This is a genomic window from Alkalicella caledoniensis (genome assembly GCF_014467015.1).
GTDB lineage: Bacteria > Bacillota > Proteinivoracia > Proteinivoracales > Proteinivoracaceae > Alkalicella > Alkalicella caledoniensis.
The window spans coordinates 2,140,349-2,159,570 of record NZ_CP058559.1; the positions used below are offsets into that span (position 1 = coordinate 2,140,349).

A 19,222-nucleotide genomic window follows, 5' to 3' on the forward strand; every position below is an offset into this window, starting at 1 on the left:
ATGGATGAGAGGGATAGAATTAAGGGCCTAGCTTCGAAGGATAAGCTTGAGCAATACTTAATAAAGGGTCAAGGTGTCTCAGAACTCAAAAAGGAAGAGAAGGCTCTTTTCTTAGGTGAGTTTCGAGAAAGGGTCCTTAAAGCTTTGACAATCCCACAACTTCATGAACAAGGTACTTATAAAGAGATTGAAGACGCCATAAAGGACACACGTTCAAAAAAACTAGTTATAAATAGAAAAGCTGACTTAAAAAAAGCCGCTGAGTACATTAGACTGGCAAAGCAGAACAATGTAAGCTTTACAACAGTTGAAGGGGATTCATTTAAAGGAGACCTCGGGCTTGTGGTAGCAGCTGAACGGGCAGTGGATATTGAAGATGTTCTAGTAAAAACACGTAGGGAAAAATTATTAGATCTGGGCCTTCCAGAAAAAATCGTAGATAATCCAGGTCTAAAGGTTTGTAAGGATTGCTACAACAAGATTAAGGAGTTAGCTCCTTACGAGCTAAGAAACTACAGTTTAATGACATTACTAGATAAGTTAAAAGGTACAAAATGCACAGGATGTTAAAGCAGACAAATTTGTCTGCTTTTTCTTTTTGTAAAGCCTATTTCTTTATCTCCTTTGTAATTCTTTAATCCTATGGTTTTTTTTATAATATTTTTTTATGTTTTGTAAAAAATAACTGTATAGAATTACACTTAGTAGTCAACAATTTAAATTACTTAGAGATAGGGGGAGAGATTATGAGGAAAAAATATTTGTTGTTATCTATACTACTTGTGTTATTATTGTCTATAAGCACTGCGTTGATAAGTGTAGAGCAAAGTCGTCATAATATACAAGATGAAACAGGACTATTATTATATGGGGCAAATAGCATGGATGGTGATATATTAGGTTACAGTATCAATGGATACCTGGCTATAGAAGGGGAAAATAATAAAGAAGATATGGCAATGTACATGAAAGAGATTGTATCAAATTTAGGCCTAGACACTTTTGACTTTGACAATGTTTATATCAATGACCAAGAAGATAATGAATATGCATCAATGGACTGGTATTACCAAAAGAATTATTATAAAACTATCCTGAATTTAAATGATAGTAAACTTTACATATCAATAGCTGTAGATTTGGCTAAAGACGCTAAAGTAAATGAGATATATGATCGTGTATCAAAAGAATTAACAAAGATTGAGCATACGTTAGATGTTGAAAGTTCTCTGGTTATAAATACAGCTATTTACAAGGAGTTACCAGGGGAGTTAACAAGAAATGAAGTCATTGAGCAGATTTACTTAGGTTTCAAGAATATGGGAGCTAAACTGGTATCTGACTACAGCAATGAAGGAGGATCCATGGGTTTTATTGGTTATAGCCCACTTCTTAAAAATACTGTTAACATGAATGATAAGAAGTATAATCTTCATATGGCAGTATATTATGATGAAACCATTGAGCAATATTATTTAACAATAGCTAATCCAGTTATCGAATCAAGCTACTAAAAATTAGGAGTGAAGTAATATGGAGAAAATATATGTCACAGGGAAGATGGGACCTTTAAAAGGTACTGTAAAAGTTAGTGGGGCAAAAAATGCAGCTTTACCAATTCTAGCAGCCTCACTGCTATGTCAAGGGAAAACAATTCTAGAAGAAATACCGCCCCTAGAAGATGTTAATGTTATACTCAAGGTGCTAGAAAGCTTAGGAGCTAAGGTTGAAGAGAATGACGGCATTTATAGTATAGATAGTAGCAACCTCACTAGCACTACTGCACCTTATGAGCTAATAAGAAAAATGAGAGCTTCCTTCTTGGTAATGGGACCTTTACTAGCAAGACTAGGGCAAGCAAAAATCTCCCTGCCAGGGGGATGTGCCATAGGAACAAGACCCATTGATTTACATTTAAAGGGTTTTCAAGCCTTAGGAGCAGAAATAATAACCGGTCATGGTTTCATTGAGGCTAAGGCATCAAAACTTGTGGGTAATCGTATCTATCTAGACTTTCCCAGTGTCGGGGCAACTGAAAACATAATGATGTTAGCTACATATGCCCAAGGGCAAACAATTATTGAAAACGCAGCTGCGGAGCCAGAGATCGTAGATCTTGCAAACTACCTTAACTCCATGGGGGCAAAGGTTAGAGGAGCAGGGACTAATGTAATTAAAATAACTGGGGTTGAAAAGTTGTCATCAAATAGATATACAGTAATACCAGATAGGATAGAAGCTGGTACATATATGGTGGCAGCTGCTTTAACAGGTGGAGATGTATTCATATCGAACTGTATTTATGATCACTTAAAACCTGTAGTGGCTAAATTACAAGAATGTGGAATGGAAATAATAGAAGAAGATAATGGCCTTAGGGTGAAATCTAAAGGAGTAATTAAATCAATTGATGTTAAGACACTACCCTACCCTGGCTTTCCCACTGATATGCAACCTCAGATGATGGCCCTGCTAACAGTGGCAGAGGGAACAAGTGTAGTAACTGAAACAGTTTTTGAGAACAGATTTATGCATGTGGATGAACTAAAAAGAATGAATTCTAAAATTAAGATTCAAGAGAGATCAGCTGTTGTAACTGGTGTTAAAGAACTAACAGGAGCCCCCGTATTCGCAACAGATTTAAGGGCTGGAGCAGCTTTAATACTAGCAGGGCTAATAGCTGATGGAGTCACAGAAATAGGAAACATATACCATATAGATAGAGGATATGTAGACATAGTAGGCAAACTTAATAGCTTAGGAGCAAAAATTGAGCGTAGATAAATATCTTGTACTAAATACACCAATGAAACCCAGGTATTCACCTTTTTAATGTGAATACCTGGGTTTTTATATAAAAATTAATTTCAAATATAGTTCACTAATCAATTGACTATTACTTGCATTACCAAATCCTTCATAACTATTTGTAATCATCCCCTTATATCCTACATAGAATTTATAAATACTCTTTACGAGGGGGCAAATAATATGGGAAAAAATATAGCAATTTATTTTATAACATTTTTGATTGCTGTGGTAGTACTACCAGCTATCTTAGTTAGGAGCTGTAAGGGGCCAAGCATCCCAGAATACGTGGAAGAAGAAGAGCTATTAAAGATAAACGTATATTTTCATAAAGAGAATAAACTTAAGGAAATGTACCTAGAAGAATATATTGTGGGGGTAGTTGCTGGAGAGATGCCAGCTTCATTTGATATAGAAGCACTAAAGGCCCAAGCTGTTATCGCTAGAACATATGCAGTGGCTAGAATGAGGCAGTTTGGTGGAAATGGTTATAGTGGATACCCCCAAGCTGATATATCCACTGACTATGCAGAAAACCAACATTATGTCACAGAAGAAGAGGCCAAATCTAACTGGAGTTTCTGGCAAAAAAATGCTAACTGGGAAAAAATAACTGAAGCAGTATACTCAACCATGGGAGAAATAATAACCTACGAAGGAACAACAATAGATGCTTTGTACCACTCCACATGTGGAGGTGCTACTGAAGATTCAGAGGATGTTTTTACAAATGCTATTCCCTATTTAAGAGGGAAGGAGTGCTCTTTTTGCAAAGATTCATCTAGATTTAACTCTAAAGTTACATATACCAAATATCAACTTGGGCAAATTTTACAACAGGAGGGACTACAACACGTAATAGGGGCTACAAAAATAGATATGGAACCTGTGTCAAAAACAAATTCTGATAGAGTAATACAATACAGAATTGGGGATAAAATATTTAGGGGCAATGACGTAAGAATGTTATTTAAACTAGATTCAGCAAGGTTTACATATAAATATGATGGAAATAACATAACTTTTACCGTGGTGGGCTATGGGCACGGAGTAGGCATGTGTCAGTATGGTGCTAATGGAATGGCAAAAAAAAGCTATAACTATAAAGATATTATAAATTTTTATTATACTTCAGTAGAAATTGCTAACATCTTGGAATATTAAAAATAAATGGGGTTATAATACCACCTTGAGGGGTGGTATTATTATGGAAAAAATGAACAAAATAAAAAATGTAATTAAAAAAGGATTTATCCAAACTAAGGAGTTTTTTACAAAGGTCTTTAAGTCTATTAAAGAAAATGTAGTTAAGGGGTTTACAAAATTCTTAGCCCTACCTAAATACATGAAAACAACCATTGTATATATTTGCTTAGTGGCAATAATATTCGGTGGAGTTACATGGTGGCAAAGGAGCCAAATGCCCTTTAACATAATAGCGAACAGACCGCCTGTTGAAGACCCTGTAGAAAAGGAACCTGATCTACCCGGTGAAACTGATTTAGATGACCCAGAAGATGATAAAAGAGAGTCCCCTGGAAAAGAAGAGGAAGATGAAGAAATCTCAGAGGAAGATATAGACTCTGAACCGGTTTTTGACATTAGTAATGAAATAATGTGGCCAATTGACGGGCTCAGGTCAATTGAAGGAAAGTTTCGCGAAGAGTTTCAGTATAGGGATGATGGACAACCATACTATTTAGATGGCATTATCATAGCCGCAACAAAGGGTAGTAATGTGAGGGCTGCGCTACCTGGGGAAGTTGTAGATATTGCAGAATCATACCTTTATGGTAAAGTAGTCAAAGTTGTTTATGTAGACCAAGATAAGGTTCTTTGGGAAAGTATTTATTATAACCTAGAAAACACTAAAGTGGAGATAGGACAAAACTTAACTGTAGGTGACAGTATTGGTTCAGTTGGTTCTAACTACTTAAACCAAAGCTTTAGCGAAGAACACCTATACTTTGAACTTAAGAAAAACAAACAGAATGTTGATCCTGAGCTATATCTTAATTAGGTCCCTCATATTGGGACCTATATTACTTTTATTTAGAATATCCCTTCAACGAGGTGAATATAATTGAATAGTATTTTAGTTGAGGGGGGCTCTGAGATGCACGATTACATTATTCAACGGGTAATAGAAATTAGTGAACACATGATAAACACAGGTGAGACAGTAAGGGAAATATCTAAAAGATTCGGAGTGAGTAAGTCTACAGTCCACAAAGACTTAGTAGAAAGGTTACCGATGATTAACACAGATCTTTATGAACAAGTACGGGATGTACTAGAAAAGAACAAAAATGAGAGACACTTAAGAGGTGGCGAATCCACTAGACTCAAGTATATGATTGATGAAAAAGATGGTAAGCTTGTAGAAATAATAGAGTAAAACATTTATTTGGAATTTAAAGGATTTTTTAAAACTATGTAGAATATTATGGTAAGTATTCTTGAATTTTTTGGGATTGAGGGGGAAATTAAATGATGAGTTTTAGCAAGGATATTGGAGTTGATTTAGGAACTGCCAGTGTATTAGTTACTGTTAAAGGCAAAGGAATCGTACTACATGAGCCCTCAGTAGTTGCAGTGGATAGTGACACCAACAAAACCCTTAAAGTAGGGGAAGAAGCCAGGCTTATGCTTGGTAGGACACCTCTGAACATAACGGCTGTAAAACCATTAAGGGATGGTGTCATAGCGGATTTTGATTTGACTGAGGTTATGCTTAAGCACTTTATATCAAAGGCTGCAGGTAATACCTTATTCTTTAAGCATAGGGTTATGGTTTGCGTACCTGCAGGTATCACTACAGTTGAGAAAAGAGCAGTAGAAGAAGCAGTGTATAGAACAGGCGCTAAAGAAGTATTTTTAATTGAGGAGCCTAGAGCTGCAGCAATAGGAGCAGGTTTAGAAATATTTGAACCCTGTGGTAATATGGTTGTTGATATAGGCGGTGGTACCACAGACGTTGCTGTACTTTCTTTGGGTAGTATCGTTGAAAAAGAAAGCATTAGAGTTGGTGGTAATCGCTTTGATGAAGCAATTATCAGGCACATTAGGGACAAGCATAACCTAATGATAGGGGAAAGAACGGCGGAAGACGTCAAAATTAAAGTTGGTACGGCACATTTAAAATCTAGAAACGAAAAAATGGAGATTAGGGGAAGGGACATTGTAAGTGGCCTTCCTAAGACCATAGAGATTGACTCACATTCAGCTTATCAAGCTATGGAAGAACCTATTTACGCCATACTAAGAAGCACACATAAAGTATTAGAACGAACTCCACCAGAACTGGCAGCAGACATTATGGATAAAGGAATATTTATGACAGGTGGAGGAGCTATGCTTCATGGTCTCGATGTTTTCTTATCTGAGCACTTAGGTAGCCCGGTTATTCTAGCTGAGGACCCTATAACCTGCGTGGTTAGGGGTACAGGCCTAGCATTAGAAGTTTTAGACTCTATACAAGATACTTTAGTGGGAAGTAAAAAAAGCAGTTAAAGTGAAGGCTAAGCCTTCACTTTAACTTTTTTAATTCCCTTGGAGGAAATAGGCACTGTCCTTTAATGAAGATTCAAAGCAAAAGCGTATTTTCGGGCGTTTTTAAGCCTTATTTACCATTGACATAAGCCATTAAATAGTCTACTCTTTATTATAAGGAGTAGTATATCCACTGGGAGGTAATTGAATTATGATAAGAGGTTTACATATATCAAAGACAGGCATGATTACACAACAAAGAAAGCAAGAAAACATAGCTAACAACATAGTAAACTCTAATACAACGGGCTTTAAAAAAGCTTCTAGCGCCATAGCAGCGGACAAAGATTTATTTCTACATAGATTAAATGATGAGATTCTTAGAACCTCTTTTGGGAATACTGATAAAAAACCAGCGGTGGGTCCCTTAGGAATGGGAGTATTCCTTGATGAGACACTGACTAACTTTCTTCAAGGTAATATGATTGAAACAAACATAAAATCAGACTTAGCCATTGCGGGCAATGGATTTTTCACTGTTGAACAGGGAGGACAACTGTTTTTAACAAGGGATGGTTCCTTCAACATAGACTCCCAAGGAAACCTTGTAAATGGAGATGGTTTGTACTTACATGGGAGCAATGGGAGGATAACGCTGCCACAGGGACATAATGGCCAATTCTCTGTTTCCACCAACGGACAGATTTCTGTGGGTGATCAATTTATAGATACAATAAGAATTACTACCATACAAAATCCCCATAGTTTGGACAAACTAGGAAACAACCTTTTTGCTACAACAGCAAGAACAACAGAAGGTGGAGTTCAAGGGGAAATTATTCAGGGATACTTGGAAGGCTCAAACGTCGATTTGGCAGATGAAATGGTAGAACTAATTGCAACAATGAGGGCATACGAAGCAAACCAAAGAGCTATTCATGCCCATGATGAGACTTTAGGAAAAGCAGTAAATGAAATAGCTAGTGTTAGATAATAGTAGGAGGGATAAATAATAATGATTCGTTCTTTATACACAGGTGCATCAGGAATAATATCAGGACAAAGACAAATTGATACAATATCTAACAATATAGCAAATGTAAATACAGCAGGATTTAAAGAAAGCAGAACTAACTTTCAAGATCTTTTTTACGCAAACCTTCAACAAAATAAAAATCTCGAAAATCCTAACCGGTTGAGTAACTTAGGTATAATGATAGGACATGGAGTAAGACCTGGCTCCACAACTAAAAACTTCACCCAAGGTCCACTTATAGGAACCGATGGTCCCTTGGACTTGGCAATACAAGGAAACGGGTATTTTGGGATGAACAAAGATGGACAAATGCATCTAACAAGGCACGGGAATTTTCAAATAGATACAAATGGGGTATTAACAAATAGTGACGGTTACCCTGTAATGGGAAACTTTGTTGGAAATTTAAGTGATTTCAGTAACCTTAGCTTCTCGCCCGAGGGGATTTTGACAGGCACAAATGCACAAGGGGAAATACAAGAACTAGGAAGTATTACAATTTTTGATGTTCCAAACAGTGGGGGACTATTGGCTCAAGGGGCAAATCTCTTTGTAGCCACAGAGAACTCTGGACAGCCCAATATTGTAGGAACTAATTTGAAACAGGGTTTTTTGGAAGGTTCTAATGTAAACCTTGCTGATCAGTTTAGCCAGATGATCATAAATCAAAGGGCTTTGGAGGCAAGTGCAAAAATAATCCACACTGCCGACGAAATGATGTCCCATGCAAACAATATTAGAAGGTAGGGAATTATGGTGTTTAATATCATAATAACTATATTCGGGACGATAGTCGGATTAGTATCTTTAGCAATATTAGAAAATATCGCCTATCAATCATCCATTTTAGTTGGAATATTAGCTTTATTAAATCCTTTTGTTGGAAGCAAATTTGCCACTTTAAGTGTGGCCATTTCAGCAATGCTACTTTTAAATGGAGATATAACCTTTAGAATCATATCTTTTTTAGGTCTGGTACTGTTTATTGTTATTTATAACTACTTTGTGGAGAAAGGATACAAGGAAGGCGAAAACAAGTCTTTGGTGCAATTCACTTTTATAGGCATAGGCCTAGGGTTACTGGCCAAAAATATTATTTTCTTTTTCCTAGGATATCCAGTTGAAACTATAGTCTTAGATCTAATAGCTGCAGTGGCTGGGGTTTTTATGGTAAGCTATCTTGGCCCAATTATAAAAAAATATAAAAAATAAAAATAAAAACGAACTATTCGTTTTTATTTTTTAGTTTACCCCCTAAAATTACTGTTTTACATACGTATAAACTAGTGAAACAAGATAATGGAGGGATGTATATGAAAAAAATAGCAGTAATACTATTGATGTTTATGTTAGGGCTAAACACTGTAGCTTTTGCAGAGGAGCCAATAATCTCTGTTGTAGAAGACAGCGAGGAGAGCATTGGGGATATAGAATTTCCCGAACAGATTGACCTTACAGAGGATGAATTTTTGGAAGAAGTTATAACTCCAGAGTCTGAGGTTTACACTATTAAAAGACTATTTGAAGAGTTGAAGGGATACTTCTATTCACTAGACAACCAAAAACTAGATTACTATACAGAACTAGCTGAGAAGAGGTTGATAGAATTAGACCTTATAGAAAACGAAGAGGAAAAGTTCGGGTATATAGAGCTGCTAATAGCAGATTTTATAAATTACATGGAACTAGCCCAAGAAGTTGCTGATAACATAGATGAAGAAGAGTTAGAAGCTATCGATGAAGATGAAGAAAATAATGTACAAGATGAAGAAGAGGTAGATGTAGATTTAGACGAAAACGAAGAAGATAATGATGAAATGTTAGAAGAAGTACTAAATAAAAACGCACAAAAGCTTCAAAAATTTAATGAGCAGAGGGAAAGACTTCAACACAAATTTGAAGTGAAAATAGAATCTGCTCCTGAAAGTGCGAAGCCAGGCTTGCAAAGGGCTTTAGCTAATATTTCTAAAGGGCAAGAACAAAGAATAGCAAATATTCTTAGGAAAGACCCTTCTTTGAAAACTGATGAAGTAACAGAGGAGAATACTGAAGAACTATTGCAAGATGATGTAAAAGAAGAGATTTCTGTTGAAGTTTCTACGGAAAGTGAAGTAAATAAAAATAACAAAAACAACAAAAACAACAAAAACAACAATGGAAATGGCGCAAAAAATAGCAATAAAAACAGTAAACACAATCGTTAAATCAAAAGGTCACTATGTGGCCTTTTTTTTAATGAAAATGATAAAAAACCTTAAAAGTATACAGGAAAATACTTTGAGATAGCGAATATAAATAGTTGGAGGTGATATTTTGAATAAAGAAAGAATACTGTCTATCTTAAATAACTCTTTAGCAGTTATAAAATCTAGCTACTCAAAATTCTCAACATATTGCAATAAACAAGTTTTTGCCACAAGTACGATGCTTGTGGGACTGTTTATACTTGTACTGAACTTAACACTATCTAGTAGGTTGGTGATGGTTTACCCATTTATCCTTGGTATTTTCTTTTTAGTACTTTACTTTATTTACAGAAGAAACCATTATTTTTCCTTCATGGCCTCACATATGCTTAGCCTCGGTCTATATATTATACTATTATTAACAGACCTCTTTCCTGATGGAGGAGACTCTGCAGTTGTGTTTTTTGTAGGGTCAGGGTTCTTAGTCTTTTATGCCCTAGAGGGTAAATGGAAGGATTATTGGCCACTGATACCTGGAATAACAATTTCACTTTTTGGAGCACTACTATACTTACATACCACAAACACAGTACAGATGAATTTTATTGTTCTCATAGGAAAGTTTTGGCCACTGACAATTGTATTGTTTGGCTTAATAAGTCTATTTATAAATCCATTAAAAAGTATCTGCAACCAGTTTATTAAAAAAATACAAGCATAAAAAGAGGACTACCCTTATGGGTTAGTCCTCTTTATCGTTGTTTACTTGACTGTGGAAAATGTCATCAAGGGTAGGTTCTTTATGTGATGTTAGGTTCTGAACTTGGGTTACTCCCCGAGCAGTTTTTATTGCGGCAATGACATCTTTAATATCATTATTAGTTTCTCCAAATAGTGTAACAACACCGTCATTTACTTTGATATTTAATTCCTTATAATCTAAGTTTCTTAGGTTTAGTTCTTCAATTAACTCTTGCTCTACATCCTTATCTACTATGTGGCCATCAGTACTGATGCTAATACTGTTAACCACAGGTAGATCATAATGGGTTTGAACCAATTTTTGCGCATATTCCTTTTCTGATAAAGCATCAACTATCCCAGTGATCTCTATTTGCCTTTGATTACAATATACTCTTATATCATAGTTAGCTAAGTTAGTATCGTTGTTAAAAATACCTTGAATCTTGTTTTGAAGATCATTATCAGTAGCCTGATATACTTGGCTTTTTTTTACATCCCCTTCAATCTTGCTCTCAATAGGGGTTTTTACATCTTTATTATCTAAAATAGAATGTTCGTTACTGTGTAGTTGAGTTTCTTGAGATTTTGATTCCCTAGGTCTAGCATTATCCAGGTACCTCAAATCTAGCCTTGAAGCACCATCTTGGTACTCTTCTTTCTTACCCATATTTAAACCTCCCTATATTTATTGTTTTGTGTTTTCTTTTTTATTATCCGCTTAATGTTAGATAATCATTTATGTAAAATAGAGAAAAAATAAAATTTCAGATTTATTGTTATGATATAAGTAAAATAGGTTGTTATAAAATAATTGCTGGGGTAAAATTATATTTACCCTACACTTAAAATTAGGAGGTTTTAAAATGAATTTGGGGATATCCACAGCATCTTTTTACCCAAAAATATATACAGAAAATACCATAGAACTTATTTCTGAACTGGGAGTAGATAAAATAGAAGTGTTTTTGCAGACACAGAGCGAATACAAGGAAGAGTATATAAAGAATCTATCTGAAAAAATCAAAATGAATGGACAGCAGGTATACTCTGTACATCCAAGCTCTGCAAGCTTTGAACCACTGTTGTTTTCAGATTATAAAAGGGAAGTGGATGACGCTATAGAGATTTTTAAAGTAATATTTAAGTGTTGTAAGATTTTAGGTGCGAAGTATTATAATTTTCATGGACCAAGGCTTGTAAGCTCACCTGTTAATCAGTGGCCCATGATAATAGATAGAGTGCGCAAAATAACAGATATAGCGAAAGAATATGATATTGGCATATCCCAAGAGAATGTTTCATGGTGTGTCAGTGGTAAAATGGAATTTGTAGAATTTCTCAAAGGAGAAAAAATAGAAAATCTATATTACACCTTGGATAACAAACAAGCAGTAAAGAGTCTTGTAGACCCCAATAAGCTAGCCAAAGTAATGGGAACAGACTTGGTAAACGTTCATATTAGTGATATAAAAGAAAAGGATGTAGGTATTTTCCCGGGGTTTGGCAATTTCGAGTTTGATGATTTTTTTATCAATCTAAAAGAGCTCAAATATACTGGCCCAGTTTTTATAGAAGTGTACGGCAAGTATCTGCCCCATGACCTAAAGGGAGAATTTAAGAAGTTTAAATTAAAGTATTTCTAAAAATTTTACATTGACAATACCATGTATAAAATGATATTTTTTACTTATTAAATAAAAAGGGATGGGGAGAAATGTACAAAGTAGTATTTACCATTTTATTTCCTGTAGCTGGATTTGTTGTGGGAGCCTATTTGGCGTTGGATGTTATAAAAATGTTAGTTAATATGGTTTATACAGAACAGGGTGAAGAACATGAATAGAATTCTCTCTATTTTTGTTGAAGGTATTTATAACATAACTGGTGTGAACGGTGCACTACTTTTTGCCTATGGTTTTTTTACCGGACTACTACTTATTTTTTCCGGAACCCTTCTTGTAATCATGTACAACCTGTGGGCGAGAACTAACTAGCATTTCATAAAGATAAATAAAAAACCCTTATGGGTTTTTTTATTTATCTTTATTTTTTGTAGAAGATTAATAGGGTATCAAAGTTTTATGTATTTTTTTGTCTTCCAAAATTAAAACTAAAATAAGGATTATCATATTTTAACTCAGGAGGAAAAAAATATGCAGATGCAAGTTACTAATGATATAGGGAAACTTCAAAAGGTTATTGTTCATAGACCGGGAGAAGAACTTGAATACTTAACACCTAAATTTTTAGAAGAACTTCTATTTGATGAAATTCCTTGGCTTAAGAGAGCTAGGGAAGAGCATGACGGATTTGTAAAAATTATGAGAGATGAAGGGGTAGAAGTCTTATACATTACAGAACTGATGGCTGATGTTTTAAATGAAAAGTCACAACTAAAGGAACAATTTATAGGTGAACACTTAGACTTAAGCCACATAGCCAATATGGATACAAGGGAAGCAGTATATGATTACCTGATGGAAAAAGATAATAGCTATGTTATAGATACCCTTATAAGAGGCTTAAAAAAGGACTATGTTCAGACAATTAAGGACAGTGAGTCCCTTGCTGATCTTACAAAATCGAGCTTTCCTTTTTACCTAGCACCATTACCTAGTATGTATTTTTCTAGGGACCAAGGGATAGCAATGGCAAATAGTATGTTAACGGGATCTATGTTCAATGACACTAGAAGAAGAGAGACTTTATTTATTGAGTACATACTAAAACATCATAACGTATTCAAAAATATAGAACCCATATGGGGGAGTTCGTTACCACCAGGAGTAGAAGGTGGTGACATAATAGTTTTGTCAGAGAAGACTATTATGATAGGTTTAAGCGAAAGGACTACAGTTCAGGCAATAGAAACAGTTGCGAAGGAAATTCTTATAGAAAAACAACTGGCTGAAGAAATACTTATTGTTCAAATACCTGCTAAGAGAGCTTATATGCATTTAGACACTGTGTTAACCATGGTAGATCATGATAAATTTTTAATGTATCCAGGGATAAAAGACAGAACATATACATATTTAATGACTGCTGACAAAAAAGGCAAAGTTAAAGCAAAAAAAGGTAATGGTTTAAAAGAGGATCTAGAAAAATCCTTAAATAGGCCAGTAAAAATAATATTTTCAGGGGAAGATGACCCAATCATCGCAGCACGGGAACAATGGGGTGACAGTACTAACACCCTAGCAATAGCACCAGGGAAGGTACTGGTTTACAACAGAAATATGGTTACCAACAAACAGTTGAAAAAAGAAGGAATAGATATACTTGAATTTGAGGGATCTGAACTTGTTAGGGGCCGTGGTGGCCCAAGATGTATGAGCATGCCCATATCCAGAGAGAATCTCAAGTGAAATGTATTTCAACATTAAAACGAAGCATGTTAAGCAGACTAGTTTCCCAAGTCTGCTTTTTTTTGATAATATATATGATAGTAAGAATATAGGAGGAGATTACATGGAAAAACGCGGTTTAATAACACTTACTGTCTCAGAGTCTAAAAGACTAATAGCTAAAGCAGTTGCAGAATTGCCACAAATACAAAAAGCACTAGAAAAAGGAATAATCATAGTGGCTGGAGGTACAACAAATGGGTACATAGTCGAAGAACTTCTAGGTCAAAGTATCGAAAAGGATAGATATACAGCTGGAGTTATCGTAAAGGGTCTAGCCTGTATTACCCCAAATGAAGAGAGGCTGCAACCAGTTGTTATAAAAGATGGCCAGCAAGTCCACCTGCCATGGACAGAAGCCTTGGGTGAAATGCAAAAAGGGGATGTTTTTATTAAAGGTGGAAACGCTCTAGATTTACAAGGAAATGTAGGGGTCATGGTTGCACACCCTCAAGGGGGGACCATTGGAACAGCCCTATCAACCCTGATGGCAAAGGGTATTGACCTAGTCCTTCCAGTGGGATTAGAGAAACTAGTTCCTTCAGTTGTTTTAGCAGCTAAAGAAGGTGGAATACATAAGATAGATTACTCCCTAGGCATGTCATGTGGGATGATCCCTGTATCCACAGGCCAAATAGTATCAGAGATAGAGGCGCTGAGTTTCCTATTCGGAGTAGACGTGGTTCCGTATGGTGCAGGGGGAATTGGTGGAAGTGAAGGGGCTCAAACACTACTATTTATTGGTGAAGAAGAAGATGTAAAGGAAGCTTTTGAATTCCTTAAAGAACTCAAAGGAGAGCCATCCTTAAAGGGAATAAAACAAAAATGCCCTTGTGGAAATCCTTGTCATCTATTTAAATAGAAAAACGGACCTTAAGGGTCTGTTTTTTTATTTAAAGCTGTAATATAATATTCCTAGAGTCTAAATATTGGGAGGCAATAATAAAATGGCTAAAAAAACTATGCCAATACACTTTTTTTCGGGGCTAACATACGCAACCATCTTCGGTTTTTCTTTTCTTTTTACCTCAAGGGTGCTGCAGCACATAGAACCATTTCATCTTTTGAGCTTTAGGTTTTTATTGGCTTTTTCAGTAATGACCATACTGAAAATCACAAGGGTTATAGATATCCCCTTAACAAAAGAACTTCTTAATCCATATCTATTTTTATTAGCTTTATTTCAGCCACTATTGTATTTTACAGGGGAGACCATAGGTGTAAAGATGACATCTTCCTCTGAATCTGGCTTAATGATAGCACTTATACCTATACTGGTGGCTATATTTAGTGCAGTTTTTTTAAAAGAGTACCCAACAAAAAAACAAATACCTTTTATTATTTTATCTACCATTGGGGTTTCTGTAATAGTATTATTTCAGGATAGCGTGGAATTTGGAAGTAGCCTCTTAGGCTTTTCCATGCTTTCTCTAGCAGTAATATCCGCAGCATTTTTTAACATACTATCTAGAAGTTTATCAAATCAATTAAAGCCACTACAGATAACATACTTTATGATGGGTTTTGGCTCAGTATTTTTCTCGATAGTAGCCGTTTCCCAACATATATCTAATAATAGCTTAGGGGAATTTTTCTTACCACTGCAGCAAAGTGAAGTACTAGTAGGATTAGGCTATCTAAGCATACTATCCTCTATTATTGCATTCTTTATGGTTAATTTTACTTTATCAAAGGTAACGGCATCTCAGGGAGCAGTATTTGCAAACCTTGTGACAGTGATTTCAATTTTTGCAGGTGTTTTTATTGGGAAGGAGAGTTTTTACCTATACCATATAGTAGGCAGTATTCTTATAATATTCGGGGTATGGGGGACTAATAAATTTGTTTTAAAAGACAAGGGAACTATAAGTATTGAAGAGGTAGCGTAAAAAAATGAGTGACTTTTTGGAAAGTCACTCATTTTATCTTAATTTTGGCCCCTGGACCTACTGAGATTCCTTGGACCTTCTTCAACTCTGAAAGTAGTTTTAAAAGGGCAGTATCCTTAGCCTTTGCTTCTATCATAATATCTAGGTTAGCAGCTTTACCTTGAATGATCTCAATGAAATTCATGAATTGAGTGACATCTATAAAATCAGCATGGTGCCTAAAATGTTTTTCATTTTTAGGGCTAGATATGTGTACCTTGGGTATTTGACCCTTCCAGGTTTTAAAGATATCACTAATCAACTCTTCTAAGGGGAATGGTCCTTTATTACAAAGATAATGATGATAATCAAGTACCATAGGAAGCTTAACCCTTTGACAAAGAGTTAAAACCTCCTCTGCAGTGTAAGATTTATCATCGTTTTCCACAATGATTCTATCCCTTAATGGTAAGGGGAGTTTATCCAGATTTTCTGCAAACCTTTCCAGACCCCTTTCTTTATTGCCATAGGAACCCCCTACATGCAATACCAGGCTACTATTAGGTAAACCCATAGCTTGGAAGAGTTTATGGTGATACTGTAAATCCTTGATGGATGCACTAAGTACATCTTCTTTAGGAGTGTTAAGGACAGTAAAGTGATCGGGGTGGGCACTTACTCGAAAGCCTTTTTCCTTTATATAAGTACCAATTTTTAAAAATAAATCATTAAATTCATTTGTATAATCGAAGCCCTGGGAAATTGGGTGGGTAGCCATGGGTACAAGTTTGGAAGTTAGTCTAAAAACTTCAATGCCAAGGGAAGCATTGTGGTATAGTAATCGTAAAGTGTTATTAAGATTAGTTTCTGTAAGTTTACGTAAATGAAAGAGCTGACTTTCTTTATCAGGCAGCTTATCTAAAGATTTTAGAGTAATTGTTTTTGAAGGAGAACAGTCCTTAACCTCAAGGGACATTGCCACATAACCTAAACGAATTTCCAACAAAATACCTCCCTTAATAAGTTTTCAAAGTACTCTTGATTATTATCACCTTACTTATATAAAAACATTATAAAACTACAAAAATAAATAAAGATATGATACAATCATGAAAATGGAGGGATGAAAATGGGAAAAATAATAGTTGTTGGAAGTATAAATATGGACTTATTATTTAGGACAAAAAAGCGGCCTAACCTTGGAGAAACAGTGAAAGGTATAGAATTTGCTCAATTTCCAGGGGGAAAGGGTGCAAACCAAGCAGTGGCAGCGTCCCGACTAGGATCGCAGGTTCAGATGGTAGGTAGTGTAGGCAAAGATGAATATGGTAAGATTTTAAAAGGGCATCTAGCAAATGAGGGAGTTCATATTAGTACCATAAAAGAAGTGGATGACTCCACTGGTCTAGCTAATATCGTATTAGATTCAGATGGTGAAAACTCCATTATAATAATTGAAGGTGCAAACTCAAAAGTGCATAGCACAGATATTGATGATCAATTATTTGAAAGTGATGACATATTATTACTCCAACTGGAGATACCCATAGAAACTGTAATTTACGCAGCTAAAAGTGCAAAAGCTAAAGGAGCAAAGGTTATATTTGACCCTGCTCCCGTTAAAGAAATACCTGAAGAATTGTATCAATACATAGATATAATCAAACCTAACCAATGGGAAGCCATGGAACTTACAAAAACTAGTAATGTTGATCAAGCAGCATCCATTTTGTTAGAAAAGGGAATAAATAATGTAATCATAACCCTTGGGGGAGATGGAGCCAAGCTATACACAAAAGATATTATAAAACATTTTGCTCCACGGAAGGTAGAAGTAGTAGATACAACTGCAGCCGGTGATAGCTTCTCTGGAGCACTAGCCACGGCATTAAATAAAGGTAAGGAGCTAGATGAAGCCATTAACTTTGCCATAAAAGTTTCTAGCTTAACGGTAACACGCTTAGGGGCACAATCATCTTTACCATCCATAGATGAAATAGGAGGAGAATAATGAAAATAATTTTAGATGTTGATCCAGGAATAGATGACGCAATGGCCATAGCATTGGCACTGAAGACCAAAGGTGTACAACTGCTAGGTCTCACCACTGTAGGGGGAAATCTTCCCTTGAACAAAACAACAGACAATGCAGCAAAAATCCTAAAGTTATTAGGTGCAAACTGTAAGGTTTACCCAGGAATGGCAGGTCCTCTAATAAGAGAATTGCACACGGCAGAACAAATCCACGGACCAACAGGTTTAGGGTATTTAGACCTGCCAGCAGCCCAAGAGTATATTGGGAATAAACATGGAGTAGATTTTATTATTGATGAAATCAATAATAACCCCCATGAAGTAACCCTTATAGCGGTAGGACCTTTGACCAATGTTGCCAATGCTATTAAAAAAGACAAAAGTGTTATAGATAAAGTGAAAGAGATTATAATTATGGGCGGTGCAGTTTATACAGGGGGGAATGTTACACCCGCTGCTGAATTCAATATATATGTTGACCCCGAAAGTGCCCAAATAGTTTTCAACAGTGGAGCTAACATAACGCTGGTGGGTCTTGATGTAACTTTGCAAGCTCTCTTAACGGAAGAACATATAGAAATCCTCAAAGAAAAAGGTGGAAAGATAGGGCAAGCCATAGGTTCTATGACAGATTTTTACTTGGAACGATATAAAGACCACAACAAACTGAAAGGATGTGCATTACATGACCCCTTAGCAGTGGGTGTGGCCTTAGATAAATCCTTAGTTAAAACTCAGAAGGTTTTTGTGGCAGTTGAGACTAAAGGGGAATTTACCAGAGGTGAAACCCTTGGAGATGTCCACGGACGCTTTGGTAAAGAACCAAACATAAATGTTTGTATAGAGGTTGATGAAAAAAGATTTATAAACTCATTTATGGAAACACTGACAAGTTAGAGCATTGCCACAAGGTTTACAATACGGCCCGTTTCTTTACCATCTCGCCTTACGGAAAATAGCCTGTCATCACAATAATTACAGAGATTTAATTCTTTAAAATCACCTGTATATCCAGCTTCCCTTAAGTTATATTGGGAAGCTAATTTTATGTCCACAGCATAATGACCATCCACTTCTTCTATAATATCTAGGGGATAACAATATTGTTGAATGAAAACATCCCTAAGGTATTCATTATGCTGGACGTAGCAATCTCTACAGATACCGGGGCCATAGGTTATCTCTAAATCATCTATTTTACTTCCCATTTCTATCATTTTATTCATTATTTTGACTTCAAGTTGTTCTACAATACCTCTCCAACCACAGTGGGCAAGCCCTAAAATATCATTGACTGGATCGTGGATAATTACTGGAAAACAATCTGCGGTGGTAATGGCTATATATAAATTTTTGTCCCTTGTAATGATTCCGTCGTAACCTATAAGGTTTTGCTTATCAGGAAGGACTCCGTCCCCGCCTTTAGCCCTATCAACTTCAATAAATTCACTGGAGTTCTTTAAAATAACCCTTACTACCTTATTTAAATCAATACCCGTAGACTGAGATAGCCTTTGATAATTTTCATAAACTTCTTTTCCACCCATTTGGTAGAGCATATTGCCATTTTCCTTTGTTGAAATTACAATATCAAGCTTATTATTATTAAACCTTAAAAAATTTTTCATTTTTTTCCTCCTTTTATAT

The 19,222-nt window shown here is 35.7% G+C and carries 23 protein-coding genes; 20 read left to right on the forward strand and 3 right to left on the reverse strand.

The window, feature by feature from the left end; genetic code table 11:
- From HYG86_RS10575 to HYG86_RS10630, 12 genes are all read left to right on the forward strand, one after another.
- The gene (locus tag HYG86_RS10575) at positions 1 to 570 is read left to right on the forward strand and encodes a YueI family protein (protein WP_213165541.1); all 570 of its coding nucleotides are present in this window, start codon (positions 1 to 3) and stop codon (positions 568 to 570) included.
- 176 nt (positions 571 to 746) lie between these two features.
- On the forward strand, positions 747 to 1,514 hold the full coding sequence (locus HYG86_RS10580; protein WP_213165542.1) for a YwmB family TATA-box binding protein: 768 nt from the start codon (positions 747 to 749) through the stop codon (positions 1,512 to 1,514).
- A 19-nt stretch (positions 1,515 to 1,533) separates the two neighbouring features.
- On the forward strand, positions 1,534 to 2,784 hold the full coding sequence (gene murA, locus HYG86_RS10585) for a UDP-N-acetylglucosamine 1-carboxyvinyltransferase (RefSeq protein WP_213165543.1): 1,251 nt from the start codon (positions 1,534 to 1,536) through the stop codon (positions 2,782 to 2,784).
- A gap of 207 nt (positions 2,785 to 2,991) precedes the next feature.
- Positions 2,992 to 3,972 (forward strand): stage II sporulation protein D, encoded by a 981-nt coding sequence (gene spoIID, locus HYG86_RS10590; protein ID WP_213165544.1) that lies wholly within the window; start codon positions 2,992 to 2,994, stop codon positions 3,970 to 3,972.
- 43 nt (positions 3,973 to 4,015) lie between these two features.
- Positions 4,016 to 4,828, forward strand: a complete 813-nt coding sequence (locus HYG86_RS10595) for a M23 family metallopeptidase (protein WP_213165545.1) — start codon at positions 4,016 to 4,018, stop codon at positions 4,826 to 4,828.
- A 96-nt stretch (positions 4,829 to 4,924) separates the two neighbouring features.
- Entirely contained in the window at positions 4,925 to 5,206 is a 282-nt protein-coding gene (gene spoIIID, locus HYG86_RS10600) for a sporulation transcriptional regulator SpoIIID (RefSeq protein WP_213165546.1), read from the forward strand.
- A gap of 92 nt (positions 5,207 to 5,298) precedes the next feature.
- A complete protein-coding gene (gene mreB / locus HYG86_RS10605; protein ID WP_281391272.1) occupies positions 5,299 to 6,321 on the forward strand; it encodes a rod shape-determining protein MreB in 1,023 nt (340 codons plus the stop codon).
- A 190-nt stretch (positions 6,322 to 6,511) separates the two neighbouring features.
- Positions 6,512 to 7,294, forward strand: coding sequence for a flagellar hook-basal body protein (locus tag HYG86_RS10610; protein ID WP_213165547.1), 783 nt, complete (start codon positions 6,512 to 6,514; stop codon positions 7,292 to 7,294).
- Positions 7,295 to 7,315: 21 nt separating this feature from the next.
- Complete coding sequence (locus tag HYG86_RS10615; RefSeq protein ID WP_213165548.1) at positions 7,316 to 8,083, forward strand: flagellar hook-basal body protein; 768 nt, start codon at positions 7,316 to 7,318, stop codon at positions 8,081 to 8,083.
- Between the two features lie 6 nt (positions 8,084 to 8,089).
- Complete coding sequence (locus HYG86_RS10620; RefSeq protein ID WP_213165549.1) at positions 8,090 to 8,548, forward strand: hypothetical protein; 459 nt, start codon at positions 8,090 to 8,092, stop codon at positions 8,546 to 8,548.
- A gap of 101 nt (positions 8,549 to 8,649) precedes the next feature.
- Positions 8,650 to 9,540 (forward strand): DUF5667 domain-containing protein, encoded by an 891-nt coding sequence (locus HYG86_RS10625; RefSeq protein ID WP_213165550.1) that lies wholly within the window; start codon positions 8,650 to 8,652, stop codon positions 9,538 to 9,540.
- A gap of 109 nt (positions 9,541 to 9,649) precedes the next feature.
- A complete protein-coding gene (locus HYG86_RS10630) occupies positions 9,650 to 10,243 on the forward strand; it encodes a hypothetical protein (protein WP_213165551.1) in 594 nt (197 codons plus the stop codon).
- Between the two features lie 21 nt (positions 10,244 to 10,264).
- Here the strand turns inward: HYG86_RS10630 and HYG86_RS10635 are convergent, their stop codons facing one another.
- Positions 10,265 to 10,933, reverse strand: coding sequence for a BON domain-containing protein (locus tag HYG86_RS10635; RefSeq protein ID WP_213165552.1), 669 nt, complete (start codon positions 10,931 to 10,933; stop codon positions 10,265 to 10,267).
- A 196-nt stretch (positions 10,934 to 11,129) separates the two neighbouring features.
- On the opposite strand from HYG86_RS10635, the gene HYG86_RS10640 reads away from it, so the two are divergent.
- The 6 genes from HYG86_RS10640 (at position 11,130) to HYG86_RS10660 (ending at position 15,562) form a co-directional block, all read left to right on the forward strand.
- The gene (locus HYG86_RS10640; protein WP_213165553.1) at positions 11,130 to 11,909 is read left to right on the forward strand and encodes a sugar phosphate isomerase/epimerase family protein; all 780 of its coding nucleotides are present in this window, start codon (positions 11,130 to 11,132) and stop codon (positions 11,907 to 11,909) included.
- Between the two features lie 71 nt (positions 11,910 to 11,980).
- On the forward strand, positions 11,981 to 12,109 hold the full coding sequence (locus HYG86_RS18290) for a hypothetical protein (RefSeq protein WP_281391273.1): 129 nt from the start codon (positions 11,981 to 11,983) through the stop codon (positions 12,107 to 12,109).
- Positions 12,102 to 12,260 (forward strand): hypothetical protein, encoded by a 159-nt coding sequence (locus HYG86_RS10645; RefSeq protein ID WP_213165554.1) that lies wholly within the window; start codon positions 12,102 to 12,104, stop codon positions 12,258 to 12,260. The genes HYG86_RS18290 and HYG86_RS10645 overlap by 8 nt, the downstream gene beginning before the upstream one ends.
- A gap of 159 nt (positions 12,261 to 12,419) precedes the next feature.
- Positions 12,420 to 13,634, forward strand: a complete 1,215-nt coding sequence (locus tag HYG86_RS10650; protein ID WP_213165555.1) for an arginine deiminase — start codon at positions 12,420 to 12,422, stop codon at positions 13,632 to 13,634.
- 103 nt (positions 13,635 to 13,737) lie between these two features.
- On the forward strand, positions 13,738 to 14,535 hold the full coding sequence (locus HYG86_RS10655; RefSeq protein ID WP_213165556.1) for a hypothetical protein: 798 nt from the start codon (positions 13,738 to 13,740) through the stop codon (positions 14,533 to 14,535).
- A gap of 85 nt (positions 14,536 to 14,620) precedes the next feature.
- Positions 14,621 to 15,562 carry a DMT family transporter gene (locus HYG86_RS10660; protein ID WP_213165557.1) on the forward strand — a complete coding sequence of 314 codons (942 nt, stop codon included), beginning with the start codon at positions 14,621 to 14,623 and terminating at the stop codon, positions 15,560 to 15,562.
- A 28-nt stretch (positions 15,563 to 15,590) separates the two neighbouring features.
- On the opposite strand, the gene uvsE is transcribed toward HYG86_RS10660, so the two are convergent.
- On the reverse strand, positions 15,591 to 16,544 hold the full coding sequence (gene uvsE, locus HYG86_RS10665; RefSeq protein ID WP_213165558.1) for a UV DNA damage repair endonuclease UvsE: 954 nt from the start codon (positions 16,542 to 16,544) through the stop codon (positions 15,591 to 15,593).
- A 126-nt stretch (positions 16,545 to 16,670) separates the two neighbouring features.
- On the opposite strand from uvsE, the gene rbsK reads away from it, so the two are divergent.
- Both rbsK and HYG86_RS10675 read left to right on the forward strand, forming a co-directional pair.
- Positions 16,671 to 17,552 (forward strand): ribokinase, encoded by an 882-nt coding sequence (gene rbsK, locus HYG86_RS10670; RefSeq protein ID WP_213165559.1) that lies wholly within the window; start codon positions 16,671 to 16,673, stop codon positions 17,550 to 17,552.
- Positions 17,552 to 18,472 carry a nucleoside hydrolase gene (locus tag HYG86_RS10675; protein WP_213165560.1) on the forward strand — a complete coding sequence of 307 codons (921 nt, stop codon included), beginning with the start codon at positions 17,552 to 17,554 and terminating at the stop codon, positions 18,470 to 18,472. Before rbsK ends, HYG86_RS10675 begins: the two co-directional genes overlap by 1 nt.
- On the opposite strand, the gene HYG86_RS10680 is transcribed toward HYG86_RS10675, so the two are convergent.
- Entirely contained in the window at positions 18,469 to 19,203 is a 735-nt protein-coding gene (locus tag HYG86_RS10680; protein WP_213165561.1) for a purine nucleoside phosphorylase YfiH/LACC1 family protein, read from the reverse strand. The two genes, HYG86_RS10675 and HYG86_RS10680, sit on opposite strands and share 4 nt — an antisense overlap.
- Between the last annotated feature and the right edge of the window lie 19 nt (positions 19,204 to 19,222).